Below are 23,706 nucleotides of genomic sequence, written 5' to 3'. Positions count from 1 at the left end.
AGTGTTTGTAAATATTACTATTTCTTAATATTATTATTTAATTTAAGTGGTATACTTGTCGTATTATATTATTTAAATCCTTGTCGCTTTTATGAAAAAAATCTTACTCTTGATTCCCTTACTGGGAATGTTATGGTCATGCAAAAAGCAAGATCAGCTAACCCCAAAACAAACAGAAACCAATACAGCAACCGGTAAATTAAAATCACAATCAGCCAAAGATGGTGTTTGGGATTTGTTGGGTTATGGCTATGATGTAACAGGTGAATATGCAAACTCAAGTTCAACCACATTCCAGGTGGTTGATATCGCTAAACTTTACAGCACCGAGCCAACCAGATTAGTTACTAATTTAAACACAACCAGAAATTCATCTTTTTCATATGGTGAAAATGTACAAGCCTATGCTTCAGATATTTCGGCACATTTAAACGCTACAGTGGGCTTTTCGTTGTTTAAAGGTTCAGTAACATCGGCTTATTCAAATTCAAATTCTTTTAACTCCAAATATATTTATGGGAGTTATAATTTGCTGATCCAACAACGGGAGTTGAAATTCAACGCTACGTCTGCATTGCTGCAAAAATATTTAACACAGAATTTTTTAAATGATATTGCTACGCTTACGCCACAACAAATAGTGAGTCAATATGGTGCTTTTGTACTTTCTGACATTATTTTAGGCGCAAAATTGCAAGTTACCTATCAATCAGAAACCAAAAGTACCGACAGGAAATCTGCCGCCTCAGCAGGCTTGGATGCCAGTTTAGGAGCTATATTCTCCATTAACGCAGGCGTTAATTCTAATCATTCGCAAAGTAGCTCCAATTTTAATCAGTATGTGCATTATCTTACCAATGGTGGCGATCCAACTTTAGGAATTACGCCGGCTACAATTTCATTTACCCAAAATACGCCGCCTATTGATTATAGTGCATGGCAAGCTAGTACTAATGCACAAAATGCCGAATTGATCAACATAGCACAAAGCGGCTTGATCCCAATTAATGAATTGATCCCCGATCCAAGTTTGGCAAATGCGGTGAAAAATTATATTTATAATGATTATTTACCCAATCATCAGGTTCAGGTTCAATACGGAAAATCAACATTGTATAGGTGCTTTAATACAAAAAGTGGCGATCGCATGTTGGTGACCGATCCCAATGAGGTAGCCAATCAGCCAAATTGGAATGTAGAGGGTAGTTTGGGTTATGTATACAACGATAACTCAAAGACTGGTGTTGCTCCATTAAACAGATTTTTGTTAAGCAATGGCTATCATTTTTTTACAACCGATGTAAATGAGATTCCATCTCAGGCAACAAGAGAAGGGGTGCCGGGTTATTTGGATCTTTCCCCGGTAGCCGGATATAAGCCATTATATCGTTACAGAAACTCTAAAAATGGAGCACATATGTACTCAAATGATTTTAATGAACTTGGCAATGGACGTGATGGCTGGATATATGAAGGAGTCATAGGTTATTTGCAGCAATAAATTATTACCATCTATTTTAAAAGGCTGTTTTTTTAAACAGCCTTTTTTTGTGGGTGCCTGTTTAAGCAATTGTTAGCTGATATTTTATTCATCCTGTTTAAGCCATTTTAAAATTTATGACCCCATCAAATATGCTTTTGTTCCATTCTATGCGTTATAACACAGATATTAGGCATATGTAAATTTCTTTACAATTAATTATGAAGTATATAAGCCTATATGCTTACTTTTGTACCGTTTTAAAGATCAGTTTCTCATGGATCGTCTCAATTATATCAATAGCGGCAACGCAGACTACATTAATACCCTATACGACAGCTACAAACAGGATCCCGAATCGGTGGATTATGGATGGCAGAAATTTTTTGAAGGTTTTGATTTTGGCAAGGACACGCAAGCCCCTGCCGGAACAACCGCGCCAAGTGTAGGTGACAAAACCCCTGATCACTTTTTAAAAGAGATCAATGTACTCAATATGATTCACGGCTACCGTTCACGCGGTCACCTGTTTGCCAAAACAAACCCGGTGCGTGAGCGTCGTCATTACTTTCCTGGTAAAGAATTGGAAACCTTTGGCCTGAATGAGGCCGATCTGGATACCGTATTTAATGCCGGTGTTGAAGTTGGCTTAGGTGCTGCCACCCTGCGAGACATCCGTCAGTTGCTGGAAGATACCTATTGCCGTGCCATTGGTGCCGAATACAGGTACATCCGTAACCCTATTAAACTGAAGTGGTTTGAAGACAGGATGGAAAGCAACCGTAACACGCCTTCATTTACTGTCGACGAAAAGAAATTGATGCTGAATAAGCTCAACGAGGCCGTAACTTTCGAAAACTTTTTGGGTACCAAATTTTTGGGCCAGAAACGTTTTTCGCTCGAAGGTGCCGAAGCGTTGATCCCTTCAATGGATTCCGTAATTAATAAAGGTGCCGATCTTGGTATCGAGGAGTTTATCATCGGCATGGCTCACCGCGGCCGTTTGAACGTGCTGACCAACATCATGGAGAAAACCTACAAAGAGGTATTCTCTGAGTTTGAAGGCAAAAACTTTGATTCTGATACGCCTTTTGGTGGTGATGTTAAATATCACCTCGGTTTTTCGACCGATGTAACTACCTCCAACGGTAAAAAAGTTCACTTGAGCCTTTGTCCAAACCCATCGCACCTGGAAGCGGTTGACCCGGTTGTAGAAGGTATTACCCGTTCAAAAATCGATTTTAAATATGGTGGCGATCATTCCAAGATAGCTCCGATACTGATCCATGGTGATGCTTCTGTAGCAGGCCAGGGAATTGTTTACGAAGTTTTACAAATGGAAAAACTGGATGGTTACCGCACAGGTGGTACCATTCACCTGGTAATCAATAACCAGATAGGTTTTACCACTAATTATAAAGACGCCCGTTCCAGTACTTATTGTACCGATGTGGCTAAAACAGTGCTTTCGCCAGTTTTCCACGTGAACGGTGATGATGTAGAAGCGTTGGCTTATGTAGTTAACCTGGCTATGGAATACCGTCAGGTATTTAATGAAGATGTATTCATTGATATCTTATGCTACCGTCGTTACGGTCATAATGAGTCTGACGAACCAAAATTCACCCAGCCATTATTATATAAGGCCATTGAGGCGCACCCTAATCCACTGATTATTTATAATGAAAAATTAGTGGCCGAAGGCAGCATTGATGCCAGCTTGCTTAAATCAATGGAAAAAACTTTCCGTGATGAACTACAGCAAAAACTGGATGAATCAAAAGCCGAAGAAAGATTTACCGAAACCATCGCCATGTTTGAAGGCGCATGGAGCGGATTGCACTTAGCCAGCCATAAAGAACTGGTATCGGCTATTGATACATCAGTGCCTAAAGAAGAAATCATAGAGATCGGTAATAAATTAACCTCCCTGCCGGTAGATAAAGGCTTCTTTAAAAAGATCGAAAAATTATTTGAAGATCGCCGGGCAATGGTAAACAATACTCAGGTATTTGACTGGGCCATGGCCGAATTGCTGGCTTACGGTACCTTGTTAAAAGACGGTTTCCCGGTAAGGTTAAGTGGTGAAGATGTTAAACGTGGTACCTTCTCTCATCGTCATGCGGTATTAACCCTGATTGATTCTGAGGATGAATATACTCCGCTGGCAACTATCGATACCGAAGCTAAACTAAGCATCTATAACTCTTTATTATCTGAATATGGTGTATTAGGTTTTGAATATGGCTATGCCCTGGCAAACCCAAATGCCTTAACGATATGGGAAGCCCAGTTTGGTGACTTCTTCAATGGTGCACAGATCATTGTTGACCAATACATTGCCAGCGCCGAAACCAAATGGCAGCGTGGTAATGGACTGGTCATGTTGTTGCCGCACGGTTATGAAGGACAAGGTCCTGAACACTCCTCTGCACGTGTAGAGCGTTTTATGGAGCTTTGTGCTGATGATAATATTCAGGTGGCTAATTGTACCACACCCGCTAACTTCTTCCACATCCTGCGCAGGCAAATGCACCGCGACTTCCGCAAGCCATTGATCATCTTTACCCCCAAAAGTTTACTGCGTAGTCCTAAATGCGTATCACCAATTGACGAATTTACCAATGGTAAATTCCATGAATTGATAGATGACACTTATGCCGACGTTAAAAAGGTAAAACGTGTATTGTTATGTACCGGTAAAGTATATTATGATTTGCAGGAGAAACAATTAACAGATAAACGCAAGGATATTGCCATTGTTCGTATAGAACAACTATACCCAACACCTGTTACACAGATATTGAAAATTAAAGCTAAATACGATAAAGCTACCGAGTTTATCTGGGTACAGGAAGAGCCGGAAAACATGGGAGCATGGCCTTATATCTGCCGCAAATTCCATAGCGATAAAGTGATTAATCTGAGTGTTATTTCACGCATCGAAGGCAGTAGTACAGCCACCGGTTTTGCTAAACAACATGCTGCCCAACAGGCGTATATTGTTTCCAAAGCATTTGAAGCACCTGCCGGTAAAGTGGTAAAAGACGCAATAAAAAAGACAACAAAAAAAATGGCTGATGCCGGAGCGGATTAAGTTCTGTTGCCTGTGGCGGGTTTCGGGGTGCGGGTGTTAAGCTAACAACTATTTACGCGAACCTCGCAACAGGAAACCCGTACCAAATAAAATATTAAATCTACAAAACTAAAATATGAGTTTAGCGATCAAAGTTCCGCCGGTAGGCGAATCAATTACAGAAGTAACCCTATCGAGCTGGATAAAAAAAGATGGCGATCACGTGGAAATGGATGAGGTTATTGCCGAATTAGAATCGGACAAAGCCACTTTTGAATTGACTGCCGAAAAAGCAGGTACCCTAAAAACAGTTGCCAAAGAAGGCGATACATTAGCTATTGGTGCTGTTGTTGCCAATATTGAAGAAGGCGCTGGCGCTGCTGCTCCTGCAAAGGAAAGTGCTCCTGCGGCTCAACCACAGCCCGAAGTTGTAGCTAACGCACCTGCTCCGGCTCCGGTTGCTGTTGCACCTGCTGCTGGTTCATTAGAAATTAAAGTACCTACAGTAGGGGAATCTATAACAGAAGTTACTTTATCGCGCTGGATAAAAAAAGATGGCGATACTGTTGAAATGGATGAAGCCCTCGCAGAGCTGGAATCAGATAAAGCAACATTTGAATTAACTGCCGAAAAAGCCGGTGTATTAAAAACTATAGCTAAAGAAGGTGACGTATTGCCTATTGGCGCGGTTGTTTGTACCATTGAAGGGGCAGGCGCTGCTGTACAGGCTACACCTGTAACGCCTGCGGTTGTAAGCGCTACAGATGAGTCGCCACGCGGTGGAGCACCTACCAAAGCCGATGGCGCGGTAACTTATGCCTCCGGTACCCCATCACCTGCTGCTGCCAAAATACTGGCCGAAAAAGGTGTTGATCCTAAAGGTGTAAATGGCACCGGTGTTGATGGTCGTATCACTAAAGGGGATGCCCTGAACGCGCAGACTGCACCGGCTAAACCTGCTGCACAACCTGCAGTTTCAGCTCCTGTTGCCGCACCAGTTATAGCCGGCGAAAGAAGCGAGAAACGCGAAAAAATGACCTCGCTGCGTAAAACAGTGGCCAAACGTTTGGTTGCTGTTAAAAATGAAACAGCTATGCTAACTACCTTTAACGAGGTAGATATGCAGCCAATCATGGAACTGCGCGGTAAATACAAAGATAAATTTAAAGAGAAACACGGCGTAGGCTTAGGCTTCATGTCGTTCTTTACCAAGGCGGTTACCGAGGCTTTAAAAGACTGGCCCGCTGTTGGCGCTCGTATTGAAGGCGAAGAAGTAGTGTACAGCAACTTTGCTGATATTTCTATCGCTGTATCTGCCCCTAAAGGTTTGGTTGTTCCGGTGATCCGTAATGCAGATACTTTGAGCCTTGCCGAAATTGAAAAGGAGATTGTTGTATTAGCCGGTAAAGCCCGTGAAAACAAATTAACCATTCCTGAAATGACAGGTGGTACTTTCACTATCACCAATGGTGGTGTATTTGGTTCTATGATGTCAACCCCGATATTAAACTCGCCTCAATCGGCTATATTGGGTATGCACAATATCATTGAACGCCCGGTTGCCGTAAACGGACAAGTGGTTATCCGCCCAATGATGTACCTGGCGCTGTCATATGATCACCGCATTATTGACGGCCGTGAATCGGTAAGCTTCCTGGTACGTGTAAAGCAATTACTGGAAGATCCCGCAAGGTTATTACTAGGGGTTTAATACTACCGTAATCATATTAAAAAGCCTGGCACATGCCGGGCTTTTTTGTTTTACCAGTCCTCTTGCAATAACAGTTAGATGCCAGATATTTTATCTGACTTCTTGCTTCTGACTTCTTGCTTCTCTTCATTAAGGGTTACCTAATTCCCTTTTTTGGTATCAATAGTAACCAAAAAAAATTAACAACAACATGAAAACAAAAATTTTAATGCTGCCATTGGTGGCCGTCTTGCTGCTGGGCGCTTGTAAGGGTTCTGGCTCAGGTTATAACACTGATCAAAAGGTGGGTGATACTGATACTGCCAGATCATCCGGTGCTGATACCTCCGCTGCATCGAAGCTGGTGAAAACTGCGGATATGCGATTTAAGGTGAAAGATGTACAGCAAACTGTTGAGAATATTGCTGCACTTACTACAAAATATAATGGCATAGTAATGCACCATCAAATGCAGGCTACTACGGAACGGAGCCAGGATGTACGCATAAGTAATGATTCGGTAATGCACATAACCTCATTTACCCGTGTTGCTGATATGACCGTGAGTATTCCTCCCAATCACCTGGAGGATTTTATAATTCAGGTGGCCCGTATAGGATTATATGTCAACTCCAGCAAAATGGATATTGACGATAAATCACTTGAATATTTATCGTCCAAATTAAAACAGGGTAATAAAGCCGCATTTGTTGCCGAACAAAATAAAAGAGATAAAAACGCCACTACCGAATTAACGATGAAAGATGATTTAGTTGATAGTAAAATAAACAATCTTAAAATAGATAAGGCTGTTAAATTAAGCACCCTAACTTTGAGTTTTTATCAAAACAATGGCATAGTTAAAGAGGTTGTTGCCAATGATGATCCATCGGCCTATCAATTACCTGTTCATAAAAGGTTTTTAGGCGCTTTAGCCTATGGTTGGTCGCTTTTTGCTGAATTGGTTATCGGGTTAGCTAATGCGTGGGTATTTCTTGTGTTAGGTGGTGTGAGTGCCTGGTTGTTTATCCGTTATTATAAAAGAAAATATTCTATATTACCTGATACGATAAAATCCTAAAAAATTGGTGGTAAATTCCGTAAACATTTCTATTTTTGCCCAACATTAAATAAAAGTACCATGGAGTCTACACAAAACGCTAATTCAGAACAACATTATAAAATATTGGTTTTAGCTATCGCTATTGGCATAACAGGTGTTTTCATTCGTTTTGCTGGTGATGAAAACTCAACCTATTTTTCGTGGATAGCTAACTTGTTGCTTATTTTAGGCGTGGCAATAGGTTTAAGAACTGTTTTCAGGATCATCAAATAAGATATGCAGATGCGCAAATTTTAGATGTGCAGATGAATTTCAAATATAAAAAAAGCAGCCTCTCTGAATTTCAGAGAGGCTGCTTTTTTTATTGCCTGGTTACAAGGCATCAATCATTTGCATATCCAAACATTTGAAACGGGGAAGCCCTCAACGAAGTTAATCTGCACATCTACTTAGGTCTATACTTCGATTGATTGAGTATCTTCTGCGCATCCTTTTCGGCCATTAACTGGGGCAGGGTAACTTCAGGATGCTTATCCATATACTCCCGTACAATCTGCCAGCCTGTCCAGACCGCCAATTTTGGCGCCGACTCGTTTTTTTCGCCCAAACCGGGAGTAAAGGGGGCTTCGGTAAAATATTTCTGGATTTTAGGATAATCGGTTTCGTAAAGCAGGTTTTCATCTAAAAAATAACCCCATATTTTTACTTTAAAATCCTCGCACCATTTAAGCTGGGCAGCAGTATAACCAATTTTGGTGGTATCGCCAACCTCCGGCAGTATACGATCCATAAAATACATGATCTTGCCGTTGTAAACCATTTTTTCGAGCATCGATTTATTATTGTCATCCTCCGGGAACATATCCTCGCGGGCAATACCTTCCACTACGCGCGGGGCTATATTTTCGGGGGTAAAATGCCTGGACATATAATGTGGGAATGCATTGGTAAGAGCAGGGTAGAAGCGGGAATCGGCACCCAAAAACAGATCAAGTCCTACGGCAAAATAGCCATCCCCAATAGAAGTTTGTGCCTGGAAACCCGAAAAATAAGCATAAACTTTGGGTAATCTTTTTTGCGGATAGTAATACTTAATGTATTTAAATGCCTGTGTAAGGCTGGCATTCTGCGCATCCATGTTGGGATAGGCGGCATCTACATCATGTTTCAGATCGATATAGGCCTTGCCATTAAAAACCTCGTGGAGGGTCTTAAAATAAGCCGTATCAGCAGTAGTGCCTGCCACCAGGATGCGGCTTATAAAATCGAGATAAAAAGCACCGTATTTTTGCTGCAAATAAATGGCTTGCGCAGTCATTGGCTTAGTGCGCATGGCATCAAAGTCGCGATCAAATCGCTCTACCTTAACTTCCATATTGATATTACTTACATCAACCTTTTTGTTGCGCCCGCATGACGCGAATATCAGGGCGATGGAAAAAATTAAGTAAATTTGCTTTGCTTTGAGCCGGGGGTTTATCATCTTTATCCTTTGAGCAAAAATAATTTTTATTTGCATTAATACGTTACTATACTATTCATGAAAATTGCATTAGCCCAGCTTAACTATCATATTGGTAACTTCGAATCGAATACAGCCAAAATTATCGACCATATACAAAAGGCCAAAAAAAACGGCGCCGACCTGGTGGTATTTGCCGAATTGTGTGTTTCTGGTTATCCCGCGCGTGATTTTCTGGAGTTTGATGAATTTATTGATCTGTGCGATGAATCGGCAAAAAAGATAGCTGCGGTATGTACCGATATAGCCTGTATTATTGGTTTGCCTACCTATAATCATAAAGAGGAGGGGAAAGACCTGAACAACTCCGCTTACTTTATTGAAAACGGACAGGTAAAGGCTGTGGTAAACAAAGCCCTGCTGCCCAATTATGATGTATTTGACGAGTATCGATATTTTGAACCCTCAACCGAGTTTAATTGTATTGAATTTAAAGGCAAAAAGATAGCATTGACCATTTGTGAGGATCTGTGGAATACCATCGAAAATCCACTATATATTACCAGGCCAATGGATAGTCTGATCCATCAACAGCCTGATGTAATGATCAATATAGCCGCATCGCCCTTTGCTTATAACCATGACGAGGAGCGTATAGCTATTTTAAGTGATAATGCCAGTCGTTACCATTTACCCTTGCTGTATGTAAACCAGATAGGGGCACAAACAGAATTGATATTTGATGGCGGATCATTGGTTTTTGATAACACCGGTAAATTGATTGATGAGTTACCCTATTTTGAAGAAAACCTGGCATACTACACCTTAAATGAGGATGCCTCTATCAGCTTTGATCACCCCACAACCTTGAAAGCCGAACGTGCTGCCGATATTGAACAGATACACCAGGCCATCATATTGGGTATCCGCGATTATTTTTATAAATCGGGCTTTAAGCAGGCCATCCTTGGTTTGTCTGGCGGTATCGACTCCGCTGTGGTATGTGCATTAGCAGCCGAAGCTTTGGGCGCTCAAAATGTGATGGCCGTGTTGTTGCCATCACGCTTCTCTTCGGATCACTCGTTAAAAGATGCAGAGGATCTGGTGAATAACCTGGGTTGCAAAAGTGAACTGGTTCCGATTAAAAATATCACCGGAGCTATTGAAACCGCGCTACACCCGCAATTCAATAACCTGCCATTTAACATAGCCGAAGAAAACATACAATCACGCAGTCGCGCTATATTACTGATGGCTATGTGCAATAAGTTTGGCTATATTCTATTAAATACCAGCAATAAAAGTGAAGCCGCAGTTGGCTACGGTACTTTATATGGCGATATGTGCGGTGGTATATCCGTAATTGGGGATGTTTACAAAACGCAGGTTTTTGAGCTGGCCCGTTACATCAATAGGGATAAAGAAATCATCCCGATCAATTCTATCATCAAACCACCATCAGCAGAGCTCAGGCCCGATCAAAAGGATACCGACTCCTTACCTGAATATGATATTCTGGATAAAATTCTGGCGGAGTACATCGAGAATCGCCGTTCATCAACCGATATCATCAAAATGGGTTATGACGAAGCCATAGTTCGCCGGGTGATCAGGTTGACCAATCTGGCCGAGCATAAACGTTATCAAACCCCGCCTATACTCCGGGTATCGCCAAAAGCATTTGGTATGGGGCGCCGGATGCCTATTGTAGGTAAATATCTTTCGTAAGTAATTGATTATTAAAGTTTTATATATTTTTTGTCATCGCTAAAACATGGTTTACACTTTTTTGATGAAATAAAGTGTAAGTGTTTGATTTATAGTAATTTGCATGCATGTTAACCATAAAAAGTGTAAACCATGTAAACCCACTTTTTTGTCAATTGAGTCAACCCAATCCAAGACTATACGTCAATTTGCAGTTGACATACCCTTAGTGATCCTGGCAAAATATTTCGGCAAAAGCCGGTGTAACGAGGAATACTCACCCTGTCGATTATCAAAGCGATGTTGTCAAGTTTCCATAGGTTGTATTATATACAGCGTATTTAATAAGCTTTAATTGGGTTTGGCTTTAATAACTAAAGGAATATTTATAGATTTAGGGCTGTAAAAATGCCTATATCTCAGATCTATGAATAAATCTTACGCAGCAATTTGTATATGTTTTTTATTGCTGTGTGCAAGGGCCAGCACTTTTGCCCAACAAGCGCTGGTAACCGACGCCAAACGTGCCGAGTTAACACGTTTTTCCAGCCAGATACGCAGTACTTACGAGGCTAGTCACAAACAGGCCTTATCCCTGGCTGCAAGCAGGGGGTGGAGTGTGCAGCGCCATACCAGAAACGGTAACCTGGTATCCTTGCAAGGTGTTAACGCTTTAGGTTTTCCTATTTATCTCATCACCCATAATAATACTACATCGGCAGCTACTACTGGCACCAATACGGTACAACCGGGAGGCTCGCTCGGGCTCAATTTATCGGGCTCCAGCACTTTTTTAAATAATAAGCTGGCTATCTGGGATGGTGGCTCAGTATATACCGCCCATCAGGAATTTGCCGGCAAAAGTATCACTATTAAAGATGGAGCTTCAGTGCTTGACCATACTACCCATGTAGCCGGTACCATGATAGCCCGTGGAGTATATGCTCCGGCTAAGGGGATGGCTTTTAATGCTGCTACCCTGCAATCATACGATTATAATAATGACATAGCCGAAATGAGTGCAGCCGCATCGGGATTATTATTATCCAATCATTCCTATGGAGATGAGGCGGGTTGGAATTTCAACGATACCAATAACCGCTGGGAATGGTACGGCCTACCCGGCGATACTGTTGATTATACTTTTGGTTTTTATGATACCCGGGCCCAGGCATGGGACAAGATTGCTTACAATGCACCCTATTACCTCATCGTGGAATCGGCGGGGAATAGCCGGTCTAGTAATGGCCCGGCTGTAGGAGCCGACTATTATGGCTACAAAAGTAAAACTGATCAAACTTTAGTTGATAAGGGGCCAAGACCAGCCGGCATCAGCGATAATAGTGGTTACGATATTATCAGCACCACGGGTAATGCCAAAAATATACTTACTGTTGGCGGCGTAAACCCATTGCCATTTGGACCAAGCAGCCGACAGGATATCACCACTGCGTTTTTTAGCAGTTGGGGCCCCACAGATGACGGCCGCATTAAGCCCGATATAGTGGGTAACGGTGTAAATGTATTATCTGTTGGAGTGGCCAACCCTGCTGCGTACCTCACTCTTTCCGGAACCTCAATGGCCGCGCCTAATATTACCGGCTCACTGTATTTGCTACAGGAATATTATGCCCAAAAAAACGGGGGGGCTTTCATGCGGGCAGCCACTTTAAAAGGATTAGTATGCCAAACTGCCTTTGATGGCGGTAATGTAGGGCCTGATTATATTTATGGATGGGGGCTGCTTAATACAAAAAAAGCTGCTCAGGCCATCACAGATAATGGTACAAAAAGCATCATTAGCGAAAACTCACTGCAACAAGGACAAAAACAAACCTTTACTGTTGTAGCATCGGGCAATGATGTGCTGTCTGCAACTATATCATGGACAGACCCGGAAGGCACACCCAATGCTGATGGAACAATTAATAACCGTACCCCAAAATTGGTTAACGATTTGGATATCCGGGTCAGTGATGGCAGTACTACTTATAATCCCTGGGTGTTAAACCCCGATGCTCCCTCAGCAGCCGCCACAACCGGCGATAATATCCGTGATAATATTGAACAGGTTTATATATCTAATACTACTCCTGGTAAAAGTTATACTATAACGGTATCGCACAAAGGTACTTTAAAGCAAGGGCCACAGGCATATTCACTTATTGTTACCGGCGCAGGCGGAACCACCTATTGTACATCGGCACCGCTATCAAATGCCGATTCACGCATTGATAACGTAAAACTATCAAACATAAATAATACTCCTGCCGCGGGCTGTAAAAGTTATTCAGATTATACCAATCTTACCGTTCAGTTGGAGCAGGCTAAAACCTATCCTTTGAGTATTACCTTAGGTACCTGTGGTGGCAATTTTAACAAAGCAGCTAAAGTATTTGTGGATTGGAATGGCAATGGCGTTTTTGATAACGATGAGCTTGCTGCTACCACTAATGTGATTAATGGTACAGGAACGTTTACTGCCAATATTAAAGTTCCGGGATCTGTAATTCCGGGTAATTATAGTTTAATGCGCGTGGTATTAACCGAAACGGGCGACACTTCAACTATAAAAGCCTGCGGCACCTATGCCAAGGGCGAAACCCAAGATTATCGGGTGCAGTTCTTACAAACCAGCATTGATGCTGGTGTTGTAGCTATTGTAGACCCGGGATCAAGTGGCACTTGCTCGGCAAGTACACCGGTTACAATCCGGCTCAAAAATTTTGGTAGTGCGTCCATCAGCAACATACCGGTTACAGTTACTATCACTTCGCCCGATAATACTAAAACTACATACAACGAAACTTATACCGGGACATTGCAATCTCTGGCTGAGGATAATTACACCTTTAGCCAAAAGTTTAATGCGGTAGCAGGTGACACTTATATTATAACTGCTTCCAGCAATTTAGCCAGTGATCCGGTGGTTTCTAATAATTCGTTAACAGCAACGGTAGTGATCAATACACCAGCCGTAATTGGCGGTCTGAGTGCTTATTATTGTACTGATAGTAAGCAATATTTGTTATCTGGTACGGGCGATGGCACGTTGCTCTGGTATCAAAATATTAACGATACTACTCCAATAGCTTATGGGTCGGCGGCCATTACTGCTCAGCCTCCTGTAAACAATACCTATTATGCAGGTATAAATGATTTCAAAGGCTCTGTAGGTCCTGCTACCAAAAATGTTTTCACATCCGGAAGCTATAATCAGTTTACTCCGGCAATAAATATAAATACCAAAGTGCCAATGATTATTAAAAGCGCCCGGTTATACATTGGTAATTCGGGTAAAATAACATTTAATGTAAGTAACAGTAATGGCCAGATTGTGTCGACCAAAGCTATTAATGTTCAGGCTACCCGAACCACTCCACTACCAGGAGACCAGCCTGATGATCCTAATGATCAGGGAAAGGTGTACGATTTGAACCTGGAATTGCCTGCAGCCGGTAACTATAGCATATCTGCAACTTTTGATACAAAAGCTACTATTTATCGGAATAACGGGGGAGTAAAAGGCTATCCATTTAGTATAGGTAGTATATTTAGCATCACGGGTAATAACGCTACGCCTGATGGCCCCGCAGACACTACCTATTATAAAAATTTCTATTATTATTTTTATGATATTAAGGTACAAAGTATGGGTTGTGCGTCGGCTGCAAGATTGCCTGTTAGTTTTTCTAAGCCCGTTATTACTCAAACAGGTAACACGTTAAGCTCAAATTTTGCCACAGGTAATCAATGGTTTTTGAATGGTAAGGCAATTGTGGGAGCCAAGAATAAAATATACGCCCCATTACAAAGCGGCGATTATCAGGTAGCTGATACCTTATCCGGTGGATGTGTAACTATGTCTGATATTTACACCTATGCACGTACAGTTGAAAATCCTGATAATTCAACAGAGATTGGTTTATCGGTGTTCCCGGTTCCGGCAAGTAGTCAGCTTAATGTGGTTTTCGCAACAAAAGCCACCGCTGATCTCAAATTATCATTAATCAATCCGGCAGGACAAGTAGTTTATCTTAATACACAAACCATACCCCAGGGAAATTTCAGCAAAGTGATAGATGTTACTACACAACTTCCGGGTGTTTACCTCATCAAAATATTGCTTGGACAAAAGATTTATGCCCGTAAGGTCATTATCGGCAGATAATCGGCCCCCTTTAAATCTCCCCCGGATGGGGGAGACTTTTTATCTTCTTATTTAGGCTTTTAAAGCCCTCCCGTCCGGGGAGGGTTGGGTTTTTACTAAAAAGTATATTTTAATCCCAGGCCGGGTGCAATATCAAAAAACGGTCCGCGTGCCAGCTCAAGGCGTGGGTTAAGATCAAGACTGATAGCTATAGGTGCATTGGGTATTTTATATTCCAAACCAAGCGTTGCATCTGCTCCTATCAGGATGTGTTTACCGTTATAGTATTCATCATCACCGCCTAGTCGTTTGTAATAACCGCTACCTACCGATCCCAGGTGACCACCAAAACCGTAGTAAAAATTCAGCTTATCAACACCAAAAGCCTGTTGATGTATTTCATATAACCCGGTTACTACCACACCATGATCACGTATACCGATGATACCTTCAAGCGCGGCACTATTATCCATAAAGTATTTTATAGAAGGACCTACTTCGTAAGCGCCAAATTTTAATCCAACTGCTGTTTTGTAATCCTGAGCCTGCGAACGTTTTCCTATTAGCAAGAATGAAACCGAGAAAAATAAAATGTAAGCTAATTTTTTCATGTAGTGATTTTAATTGAATGAATGTTATTCCTGTGCATGGAAACCCTCATGTTTTGTTAAGTCTTTCAACTTGCACATATCCTGCAAATAAACGGCAGATTTGAAATTTTATGGCATTTAAATTGAAAATCTGTATTTGTAAATTTTTATCATGCTGAAAATCAGTGCTAAATATTGAGCTTTTAAGAGGGAGATTATATCGGCAAATAGGTTATTTTAGTAAAATAATCTGATCAATGATAAAATGAATAACTTAAACCTGATGAAAAAGAGCCGTCTGAGTATGGTTTTGGCACTGCTGCTTTTTGTTCCATTAGGATATGCACAAAAGCATCCGGTGGCAAATATAAATACCCCATATTATAATGGTATGGTGGTATGTGCATACCCTGATGCGGCCCAGATTGGGCTTGATATATTAAAAAAGGGGGGTAACGCTGTTGACGCGGCTGTAGCCGTTCATTTTGCGCTGGCAGTTACATATCCCGATGCCGGCAATATAGGTGGAGGTGGTTTTATGGTATACCGTTCAAAAACAGGTGAAACCAATACGCTTGATTTTAGAGAAAAAGGGCCGGCTGGTGCCAGCGCTAATATGTATCTTGATACTGCAGGTAACGTGATACCCGATATGAGTTTGTACACTCATAAAGCATCCGGAGTACCCGGATCTGTTGATGGCATGGTACAGGCCCATCAGAAGTATGGTAAACTCAAATGGGCCGACCTGTTGCAGCCTGCTATCAATCTGGCACATAACGGTTTTAAGATAACACAGCGTTTTGCTGCTGACTTAAACCATTTAAAAGCGCAGATCGAAAAATTAAACCCTGGCAAAACTTATTTAATAAAGGATACGGAATGGCATGAAGGTGATATCTTGATACAAGAAGATTTGGCTAAAACTCTGGAACAAATTCGTGATAAAGGGCGCGAAGGATTTTATGGTGGCATAGTTGCCGATCAGATAGTTGCTGAAATGAAGGCCGGTGATGGTTTGATATCCAAAGCCGATCTGCAAAACTACCATTCGGTTTGGCGTAAGGCCGTCACCGGAAACTATAAAGGATATAAAATTATTACCATGCCGCCTCCTTCAAGCGGCGGCATAGCGTTGCTGCAATTGCTGCATTCAGTTGAGAAATACCCTCTTAAAAGATGGGGTTATAATCAGGATTCAACCATACGGCTGATTGTAGAGGCTGAACGCCGCGTGTATGCCGATCGTTCCAAATACATGGGCGACCCTGACTTTTACAAGATACCTGTTGATAGCTTATTGAACCCTGCTTACATTTCATCGCGCATGAGCAATTTTAGTTGGGATGCAGCTACACCAAGCAGCAGCATACGGCCCGGCACTTTTGTAGGGTACGAAAGCGACCAAACCACTCATTATTCTATTGTTGATGGGGATGGTAATGCGGTATCCATCACAACAACCTTAAATGATAGTTATGGTTCAAAAATATTTGTAAAAGGTGCGGGCTTTTTATTGAACAATGAAATGGACGATTTTAGCTCCAAACCCGGTGTACCTAACATGTACGGACTGGTTGGCGGTAAGGTTAATAGTATACAGCCCGGTAAACGCATGCTATCGTCAATGACACCTACCATTGTTGAAAAAAATGGTAAGTTATTGATGGTAGTGGGTACACCTGGGGGATCAACCATCATAACGTCGGTTTTTCAGACTATTATTAATGTGATTGAGTTTGATCAGGATATGCAGCAGGCGGTAACATCCAAACGCTTTCATCATCAGTGGCTGCCTGACGAAATAGCCGCCGAAAAAGGAGCATTAGATAGTGTAACCATAATAAAACTGCAAAGCAAAGGATATAAAATAAACAGCAGACGCGGTATTGGCCGTGTTGACGCCATTTTGAAAACCCCGCAAGGTTACCAGGGCGGGGCAGATCCGCGTGGTGATGATACAAAATTGGGCTATTAGTTCAATAGTTCATTGATCTTGCCTTGTTATTCACCATGCAACTAATAAACTAATGAACAAGTGAACCAATGAACTAAAATTTCGCTTGCGTAATCAACAAGCATTTCTTACGTTTGGTATGCATGCAAAACAGCATTAAACATCAGGAAACGATTGACTATTTTTTAAAGATAGTTTGGCAAACGGTTGCTAACCGGTATAACCAGTTGGTTACGGAATTTGGCATTACCCAGTCCATTGGCTATTTGTTGATTAATATTGACGAAAAAGAAGGTACTACCGTTTCGCAGGCTGCTGCATTGTTGGGCCTAAAATCAACCAGTTTGTCTAGGATGCTTAGTCAGCTAGAAAAAACGGGGCTGATATATCGCGAATCCAACCAGGGTGATAAACGTTCGGTTAAAATATATTTGACTGAACTGGGAAAGGAAAAACGTCATCAGGCCCGTGCCGTGGTAAAACAGTTCAATAATTATCTCGATTCACACATCAGCGAAGCCGATAAGCAATACCTCACCGAAATGCTTAAGAAGATCAATAAGCTTACGCTGAACTACAAACCATGATTACTTCTACACTTTTACCTTAAATTGAACGTTTTATTCAAAAAATTAAGCCCTAAGTATAGGGCGATGGTGGGCTTACGGGGTTATTAATTGTTAAAAAATGTTAAGCTGCCGTTTTTCTATTATAAAAGAATAAATTTGCCTTTTGAAAAATGAACAGGACGCTGTTAGCTTTATTTGTGATTATTATTGGTTTTGGTGCATGTAAAAAAACAACCGACCCTCTGATTCAATACAATGCGCAGAAAGCTATTGATGATAAATTGATACAGGATTATTTGAAAGCAAATAATCTTACCGCCCAACGCACAGATAGTAAATCGACTGATACTTCGGGGGTTTATTATATTATAAAACCGGGCGAGGAAGGGATAGGTAATGATCTGTTTACCAGTTCAACTCAGGTTACTGTTGGGTACACCGGGCGGATACTGACATCGCAGGTTGTAATTGCTCACACTGATAACTTTCATCCCTCATATCGCTTGAGTGATGTAATGAGGGGTTGGCAATTAGGTATACCACTGATGAAAAAGAATGGTAAAATTAGATTATTTATACCATCGAGATATGCTTATGGGCCGTATGCGCAGGATTCGCTACATTTGCCGGCAAATTCAGTACTTGATTTTGATATACAGTTGTATAACGTGATCAATTAAGAATAAAAGATTAAGGTGGATAGCAGATAAAACTGCCGTTGAGCCAAAAAATAAATAACTTAAATGAAACTATAGAGTATATGAGTTCCATTTAACAGTTAAAAAAACAAACAAATTTAAATGAAACAAACAATTTTTACGCTTCTATTAATTACCTGTATAGGTTTAATATCCTGCCGGAAAACATCAAACGATCCTAATATCACGCAATACGACCAAACCCAGATACAAAACTATATCAGCGCCAACGGGCTTACCGGTATGAAAAGGGATGTGTCCAACGGTGATACCAGCGGTATATATTACCAAATACTTTCGCAAGGTTCAACCACTGGGACGCCTTTAGATTATCCGGATAGTGTGGCATTTGTTTTAACAGTAAAATCGTTTGATGGTAAATATGTTAACACTGATACACTTAACCTTGCCCACTTTGATGGTTTATTAGGGCATATATCATTTGGAGGGCCAGTGCTTGGCTTTACCAAGGGATTGCAGAGTGCGATACATGATATTATTAAATATAGAGGAACAAGGGCCAGATTGCTTATCCCATCGCGGGTAGCTTATGGTGTTAACGGTGTTGGTACAGGTAGTTCGAGTAATACCGGTACCCGTATATTGGGCAATCAGTGCCTGGATTATTATATCAATGTTGTTTCGAACGTTACTGCCTATGACGACTATTTGATCAGAGACTATATGAAGAGAAATAATTTATCGGGTTATACACCTATAGACACGGTCAATAAATCAAATAGAGGCTGGGGTTTAACTTATAAGGTAATTACACCAGGTACGGGTACTGATGTACTAAGTGATGCATCATCCTTTACTGCTAATTATACCGGTAAATACTTAAATGATGTTGTATTTGGAAGCACAGCAACGGATGCCGGTACAACTGGTACAACCAATCTTTCGTCATTTACAATAGCCAGCATTGTACCAGGTGTACAAGAGGCACTAAAGGGGCAAAAGGCTGGTGCTGTGGTATCCATGCTTATACCATCAAGATTGGGTTATGGTAAAGCGGGTACTACCGGAATTGGGGGCAACGTTACGCTGCATTTTGACTTCACGATAGGAACTGTTACTAACCCTTAAATTATTTACCCAAAGCCTCTTTAAAAGCTTTTAAACAACGCTCACGTGCAAAGGCGTGATCAATAATGGGTTTCGGATATTTGCTAAAATCGGCATATTCTGGGACCCATTTTTTGATATATTGTAATTGTGGGTCAAATTTCTTGGTTTGAGCATCCGGGCTAAATATGCGGAAATATGGAGCAGCATCCGTACCCGAGCCTGCAGCCCATTGCCAGCCACCTACATTGCTGGCCATTTCATAATCAAGTAGTTTCCGGGCAAAATAGTGCTCGCCCCACCGCCAGTCTATCAACAGGTGTTTGCTTAAAAAGCTGGCCACTATCATGCGTACCCGGTTATGCATAAAACCTGTAGCATTTAATTCACGCATACCGGCATCTACAATGGGATAACCGGTTTGCCCATTACACCAGGCCGTAAATTGTATTTCATTATTTACCCATTTAATACGGTCATATTCCGGTCTAAAAGCATGATCCACAGTATGTGGGAAATGGTAGAGGATCATCATATAAAACTCCCGCCATATCAATTCATTGAGCCAGGTTTTGTCGGGGCTAGCATAAGCTGTTTCTATTAACTCCCGAATACTTACCGTACCAAAGCGCAAATGCAAACTGATGCATGATGTGCCTTTAATAGCCGGAAAATCCCGTTTTGCTTTATAATCAGCAATTACATATTTATACTCCTGATTGGGGAAGGATATGTTACTTTTTTCAAATCCCATTTCTTTCAGTGAAGGGATAGGCAGCGCTTTGGTTTTAACCAGGTTTTTTAGGTACTTTTCGGTAGGGTAGGCCTTCAGATAAAATGGTTTCAACGTGTTGTACCATTTACGCTGATAGGGCGTGTAAACGGTGTAAGGCTTTCCGTCATCCTTAATAACTTCGTCCTTTTCAAAAATAACCTGGTCTTTAAATGTCTTTAATTCGATGCCATGCTTGTTTAATTTTTCTTTTACGGCATTATCGCGTTTTATAGCATAACGTTCGTAATCATGATTAGCATAAACATCAGCAATATGATGCTCCTGAATGATATTGTCCCAGGCATCTTCGGCTTTATCATACATGACCTTTAGAATGCTGCCTAGTTTAAGCAGTTCTTTATCCAGCTGCTCAATGGTTTGATGAATAAAGGTTACACGGGCATCGTCCTTATCTTCCAGATGATCCAGTATCTCTTTATCAAAAATAAAGAGGGGTAATACCGGATTGCCACTTTTTAAAGCATGATATAAACCCGCATTGTCAGCTAAGCGCAAGTCGCGGCGAAACCAGAAAACGGTTACCGGAGTTTTTTTATCCATAAATTTCTTTTAGTGCCGCAGACACTTCCGTGAATTTAAATTGGAAGCCCGCATCCTGAATCTTTTGTACTGAAACTTTGGTGCTTCCTAAAACAATAGTGCTCATTTCGCCAAGCATCAGTTTTAGTACAAAAGCAGGTACGTTTGGAGCCCAAAGTGGTTTGTGCAATTGATTGGCTAGAGCCTGGGTTAGCTGTGCGTTGGTAACCGGGTTAGGGGCCGCCATATTGTAGATACCCCTAAAAGTGATATTCTCAATACCGTGCATATACATGTTCACTACATCTCTCCAGTGTATCCAGGGGATCCATTGCCGGCCATTACCGATAGGTGAGCCTACATACAGCTTTATGGGTTTAGCCAGTTTTGGCAGCGCACCGCCATCTTTATCCAACACTACACCTGTACGGAATTTTACAATACGCAACCCAAGGTTTTGGCCCTCATCAACGGCATTTTCCCATTCAACACAGCAATTGGCCATAAAATCGGTATTGGGAGTGCTTTCTTCTGTCATCAATTCATCGCCGCGGTTGCTGTAATAACCTATGGCTGATGCAGAAATAACGGAGGTTACCTGGTGGTCTCCATTTTTTAGCAGATCATATATCAGGCTGATCGATTTGGTACGGCTATCTATTAATTCCTTTTTACGCGCATCTGTCCATCGTTTTTCGGCTATTCCTGCTCCGGTCAAGTGAATTATGGTGTCTATGCCTTCTATACAATTTGTATCAATAATACCCTGGTTAATATCCCATATAAAGGTTTTAACCATTGGGTTTTGTCCCGGGGTGCGACTCAAAGCGCTTACCCGATAACCCTTATCAAGCAACAACTGGGTGAGCCGTTTACCCACAGAGCCCGACGCGCCTGTTATCAGGATGTTTTTACTCATACTTTTTATTTTATGAATTTAATTAATAGGTTAAGCATCAAATGCTTTCCCGGTAACTTACAATTTTACGGGCCATGCCATTAAAAATAAATAAATGGAAGGGCCACATGGCATACCAATACAAACGGCCCCATAAGCCATTAGGCCTAAAGGTAGCTACCTGACTCAGGTTTTTTTCCCCATTGCGCTCAATTATTTTAAACTCCAGCCAAGCCTCGCCTGGTAATTTCATTTCGGCATATAATAGCAAACGCTTGCCCTGTTTATCGGCTAGTAATACCCGCCAAAAATCAATAACATCACCAGGTGAAATATTTATACTACTAGTACGACCGCGCCTTGAACCTACGCCTCCAAATATTTTATCCAGAAACCCGCGTATATTCCAGATCCAATCCCAGTAATACCAGCCGCGATTGCCACCTATCGACATAAAATTGGTAAACACTTCCTCGCTACGACGTTCAAAGTTTTTTTTTACCTTATATTCCAGCGTACCATTTTGCGGTACCTTAATCTGGTCCATAAAACCAGAATTAAGATAACCCATATTCAACGCATCCTTCCAGCTGGAAACGATGGAGTTTTGTTCAATTTTCATAAAGGCCAGGCTCAAAGCCTCCTCATAGGTGAGGCACTGGCGTGGAATAATAGTATCTATATGATGTTCATGCATAATGGTTTCATTCTTCATGCTGTTCACCAGACTTTGAGCCAGGGTATAGTTTACCGAGGTTACAAAATATAACCAATAGGAGGATATTTTTGGCGATAGGAATGGTATGGTAACGATGTATCTTTTGAGCTTGCGTGCTTTAGCATAACCCAGCATCATTTCCTTAAAAGTTAATATGCCTGGTCCACCAATATCAAAGCTTCGATTAAAAGTTTGTTCATTCAATATCACACCTTCCAGGTAGGCCAGTACATCGCGTATGGCAATGGGTTGGCAGCGGCTGTTTACCCAGCGAGGTACGGTCATCAAGGGTAGCTTTTCGGTCAGGTCACGTATGATCTCGAAGGAGGCGCTACCTGAGCCAATAATGATTGCCGCCCGCAATACGGTAAGTGCCGATTTTCCCTCTTTCAGAACATCCTCTACATGTTTGCGCGATTCTAGGTGTTTAGATAGATTATCATCATTGCTGATGCCACTTAAAAAGATGGTTTGGCGACAGTTGGTTTGATCAAGTTGGTGAACAAAGTTATAGGCTGATAGCGCCTCCAGAGCTTCAAAATCCTGCGATTGCGACATGGAATGAACTAGGTAATAAGCCGCATCAATATCCACTGGAAATATTTCTATGTTTTGCTCCCGCAACAAATCGCCGGTAACAAGGGTAACGCGATCGCCAAAATCGCTCTGCTCATGAAAGCGCCTTTTATCACGTACCAGACAAACTACCTCATGACCTTTCTCCAACAAAATGGGAATAAGTCTTGTACCTATGTAACCATTAGCACCGGCAAGTAAAACCTTCATTTATGGGCAACAATAAAAAAGGTTGGGTGTTTTAAATACCCAACAAGTATTATAATATGTTTAAACAAAAAGGCTATAAGTGTACACTTGAAATAGCGATGAACATGTTGCAAGCCCAGGCTAATCTAAGGACTAAAAACTTTTTAAACCTTAAATTTTAACACTTTTCTGCTCAAAAACAGACTGAAAACAGCTCAAAACCACTTTAAAAACAGCCATTTTAACACTTTTTAACAAATTTTAACACGATTTTGATAGCCTTTGAAAGGTTTAAAAAGTATTAATTTATTGATTATCAAATAGCTAAATACTAATCGAGCGGTTTTGTCCCTGTTTTGATCTTAACAAAACAGCCCGATTATCTGATAAAAAGACAATCGGGCTGTGTGATATGTAAATATATGAAAATTTGCTGAGATGACCAAATCATTTCACAAGGAGATTTGTCATACTGAACGCTGTGAAACATCTGTTAAACA

The 23,706-nt window shown here is 41.3% G+C and carries 16 protein-coding genes; 11 read left to right on the top strand and 5 right to left on the bottom strand.

Annotated elements, in window-relative coordinates; genetic code table 11:
• Positions 1 to 91 precede the first annotated feature (91 nt).
• The 5 genes from BW976_RS24555 (at position 92) to BW976_RS24535 (ending at position 7,582) form a co-directional block, all read left to right on the top strand.
• A complete protein-coding gene (locus BW976_RS24555; protein WP_076377525.1) occupies positions 92 to 1,501 on the top strand; it encodes an MAC/perforin domain-containing protein in 1,410 nt (469 codons plus the stop codon).
• A 256-nt stretch (positions 1,502 to 1,757) separates the two neighbouring features.
• The gene (locus BW976_RS24550; RefSeq protein WP_076377523.1) at positions 1,758 to 4,577 is read left to right on the top strand and encodes a 2-oxoglutarate dehydrogenase E1 component; all 2,820 of its coding nucleotides are present in this window, start codon (positions 1,758 to 1,760) and stop codon (positions 4,575 to 4,577) included.
• Positions 4,578 to 4,692: 115 nt separating this feature from the next.
• Positions 4,693 to 6,267, top strand: coding sequence for a 2-oxoglutarate dehydrogenase complex dihydrolipoyllysine-residue succinyltransferase (gene odhB / locus BW976_RS24545; protein WP_076377521.1), 1,575 nt, complete (start codon positions 4,693 to 4,695; stop codon positions 6,265 to 6,267).
• A 190-nt stretch (positions 6,268 to 6,457) separates the two neighbouring features.
• Entirely contained in the window at positions 6,458 to 7,327 is an 870-nt protein-coding gene (locus BW976_RS24540; RefSeq protein ID WP_076377519.1) for a DUF4349 domain-containing protein, read from the top strand.
• 60 nt (positions 7,328 to 7,387) lie between these two features.
• Complete coding sequence (locus BW976_RS24535) at positions 7,388 to 7,582, top strand: hypothetical protein (RefSeq protein ID WP_076377517.1); 195 nt, start codon at positions 7,388 to 7,390, stop codon at positions 7,580 to 7,582.
• A 172-nt stretch (positions 7,583 to 7,754) separates the two neighbouring features.
• On the opposite strand, the gene gldB is transcribed toward BW976_RS24535, so the two are convergent.
• Positions 7,755 to 8,792, bottom strand: coding sequence for a gliding motility lipoprotein GldB (gene gldB / locus BW976_RS24530; protein ID WP_076377515.1), 1,038 nt, complete (start codon positions 8,790 to 8,792; stop codon positions 7,755 to 7,757).
• Positions 8,793 to 8,849: 57 nt separating this feature from the next.
• Between gldB and BW976_RS24525 the strand changes: the two genes are divergently transcribed.
• Together BW976_RS24525 and BW976_RS24520 are read left to right on the top strand one after the other, a co-directional pair.
• Entirely contained in the window at positions 8,850 to 10,499 is a 1,650-nt protein-coding gene (locus BW976_RS24525) for an NAD+ synthase (RefSeq protein ID WP_076377513.1), read from the top strand.
• Positions 10,500 to 10,905: 406 nt separating this feature from the next.
• Positions 10,906 to 14,649, top strand: coding sequence for a S8 family serine peptidase (locus tag BW976_RS24520; protein ID WP_076377511.1), 3,744 nt, complete (start codon positions 10,906 to 10,908; stop codon positions 14,647 to 14,649).
• A gap of 95 nt (positions 14,650 to 14,744) precedes the next feature.
• On the opposite strand, the gene BW976_RS24515 is transcribed toward BW976_RS24520, so the two are convergent.
• On the bottom strand, positions 14,745 to 15,239 hold the full coding sequence (locus BW976_RS24515; protein ID WP_076377509.1) for a hypothetical protein: 495 nt from the start codon (positions 15,237 to 15,239) through the stop codon (positions 14,745 to 14,747).
• A gap of 262 nt (positions 15,240 to 15,501) precedes the next feature.
• Here BW976_RS24515 and ggt point away from each other — a divergent pair, with 262 nt between their 5' ends.
• The 4 genes from ggt (at position 15,502) to BW976_RS24495 (ending at position 19,531) form a co-directional block, all read left to right on the top strand.
• On the top strand, positions 15,502 to 17,196 hold the full coding sequence (gene ggt / locus BW976_RS24510; protein ID WP_076377590.1) for a gamma-glutamyltransferase: 1,695 nt from the start codon (positions 15,502 to 15,504) through the stop codon (positions 17,194 to 17,196).
• A gap of 134 nt (positions 17,197 to 17,330) precedes the next feature.
• Complete coding sequence (locus tag BW976_RS24505; RefSeq protein ID WP_175614176.1) at positions 17,331 to 17,762, top strand: MarR family winged helix-turn-helix transcriptional regulator; 432 nt, start codon at positions 17,331 to 17,333, stop codon at positions 17,760 to 17,762.
• Between the two features lie 152 nt (positions 17,763 to 17,914).
• Positions 17,915 to 18,424: an FKBP-type peptidyl-prolyl cis-trans isomerase gene (locus BW976_RS24500; RefSeq protein WP_084192339.1), complete on the top strand. Its 510-nt coding sequence runs from the start codon at positions 17,915 to 17,917 to the stop codon at positions 18,422 to 18,424.
• A 120-nt stretch (positions 18,425 to 18,544) separates the two neighbouring features.
• Positions 18,545 to 19,531, top strand: coding sequence for an FKBP-type peptidyl-prolyl cis-trans isomerase (locus BW976_RS24495; protein WP_076377505.1), 987 nt, complete (start codon positions 18,545 to 18,547; stop codon positions 19,529 to 19,531).
• A 1-nt stretch (position 19,532) separates the two neighbouring features.
• On the opposite strand, the gene BW976_RS24490 is transcribed toward BW976_RS24495, so the two are convergent.
• From BW976_RS24490 to BW976_RS24480, 3 genes are read right to left on the bottom strand one after another with little or no spacing between them, the layout of a single operon-like run.
• Positions 19,533 to 20,846 carry a cryptochrome/photolyase family protein gene (locus tag BW976_RS24490; RefSeq protein ID WP_076377503.1) on the bottom strand — a complete coding sequence of 438 codons (1,314 nt, stop codon included), beginning with the start codon at positions 20,844 to 20,846 and terminating at the stop codon, positions 19,533 to 19,535.
• Positions 20,839 to 21,744: a TIGR01777 family oxidoreductase gene (locus tag BW976_RS24485; RefSeq protein WP_076377501.1), complete on the bottom strand. Its 906-nt coding sequence runs from the start codon at positions 21,742 to 21,744 to the stop codon at positions 20,839 to 20,841. Before BW976_RS24485 ends, BW976_RS24490 begins: the two co-directional genes overlap by 8 nt.
• 37 nt (positions 21,745 to 21,781) lie before the next feature.
• Entirely contained in the window at positions 21,782 to 23,227 is a 1,446-nt protein-coding gene (locus tag BW976_RS24480; RefSeq protein WP_076377499.1) for an SDR family oxidoreductase, read from the bottom strand.
• Between the last annotated feature and the right edge of the window lie 479 nt (positions 23,228 to 23,706).

This window comes from Mucilaginibacter lappiensis, assembly GCF_900155965.1.
Taxonomy (GTDB): domain Bacteria; phylum Bacteroidota; class Bacteroidia; order Sphingobacteriales; family Sphingobacteriaceae; genus Mucilaginibacter; species Mucilaginibacter lappiensis.
This window is presented reverse-complemented; position numbering and strand designations above follow the sequence as displayed.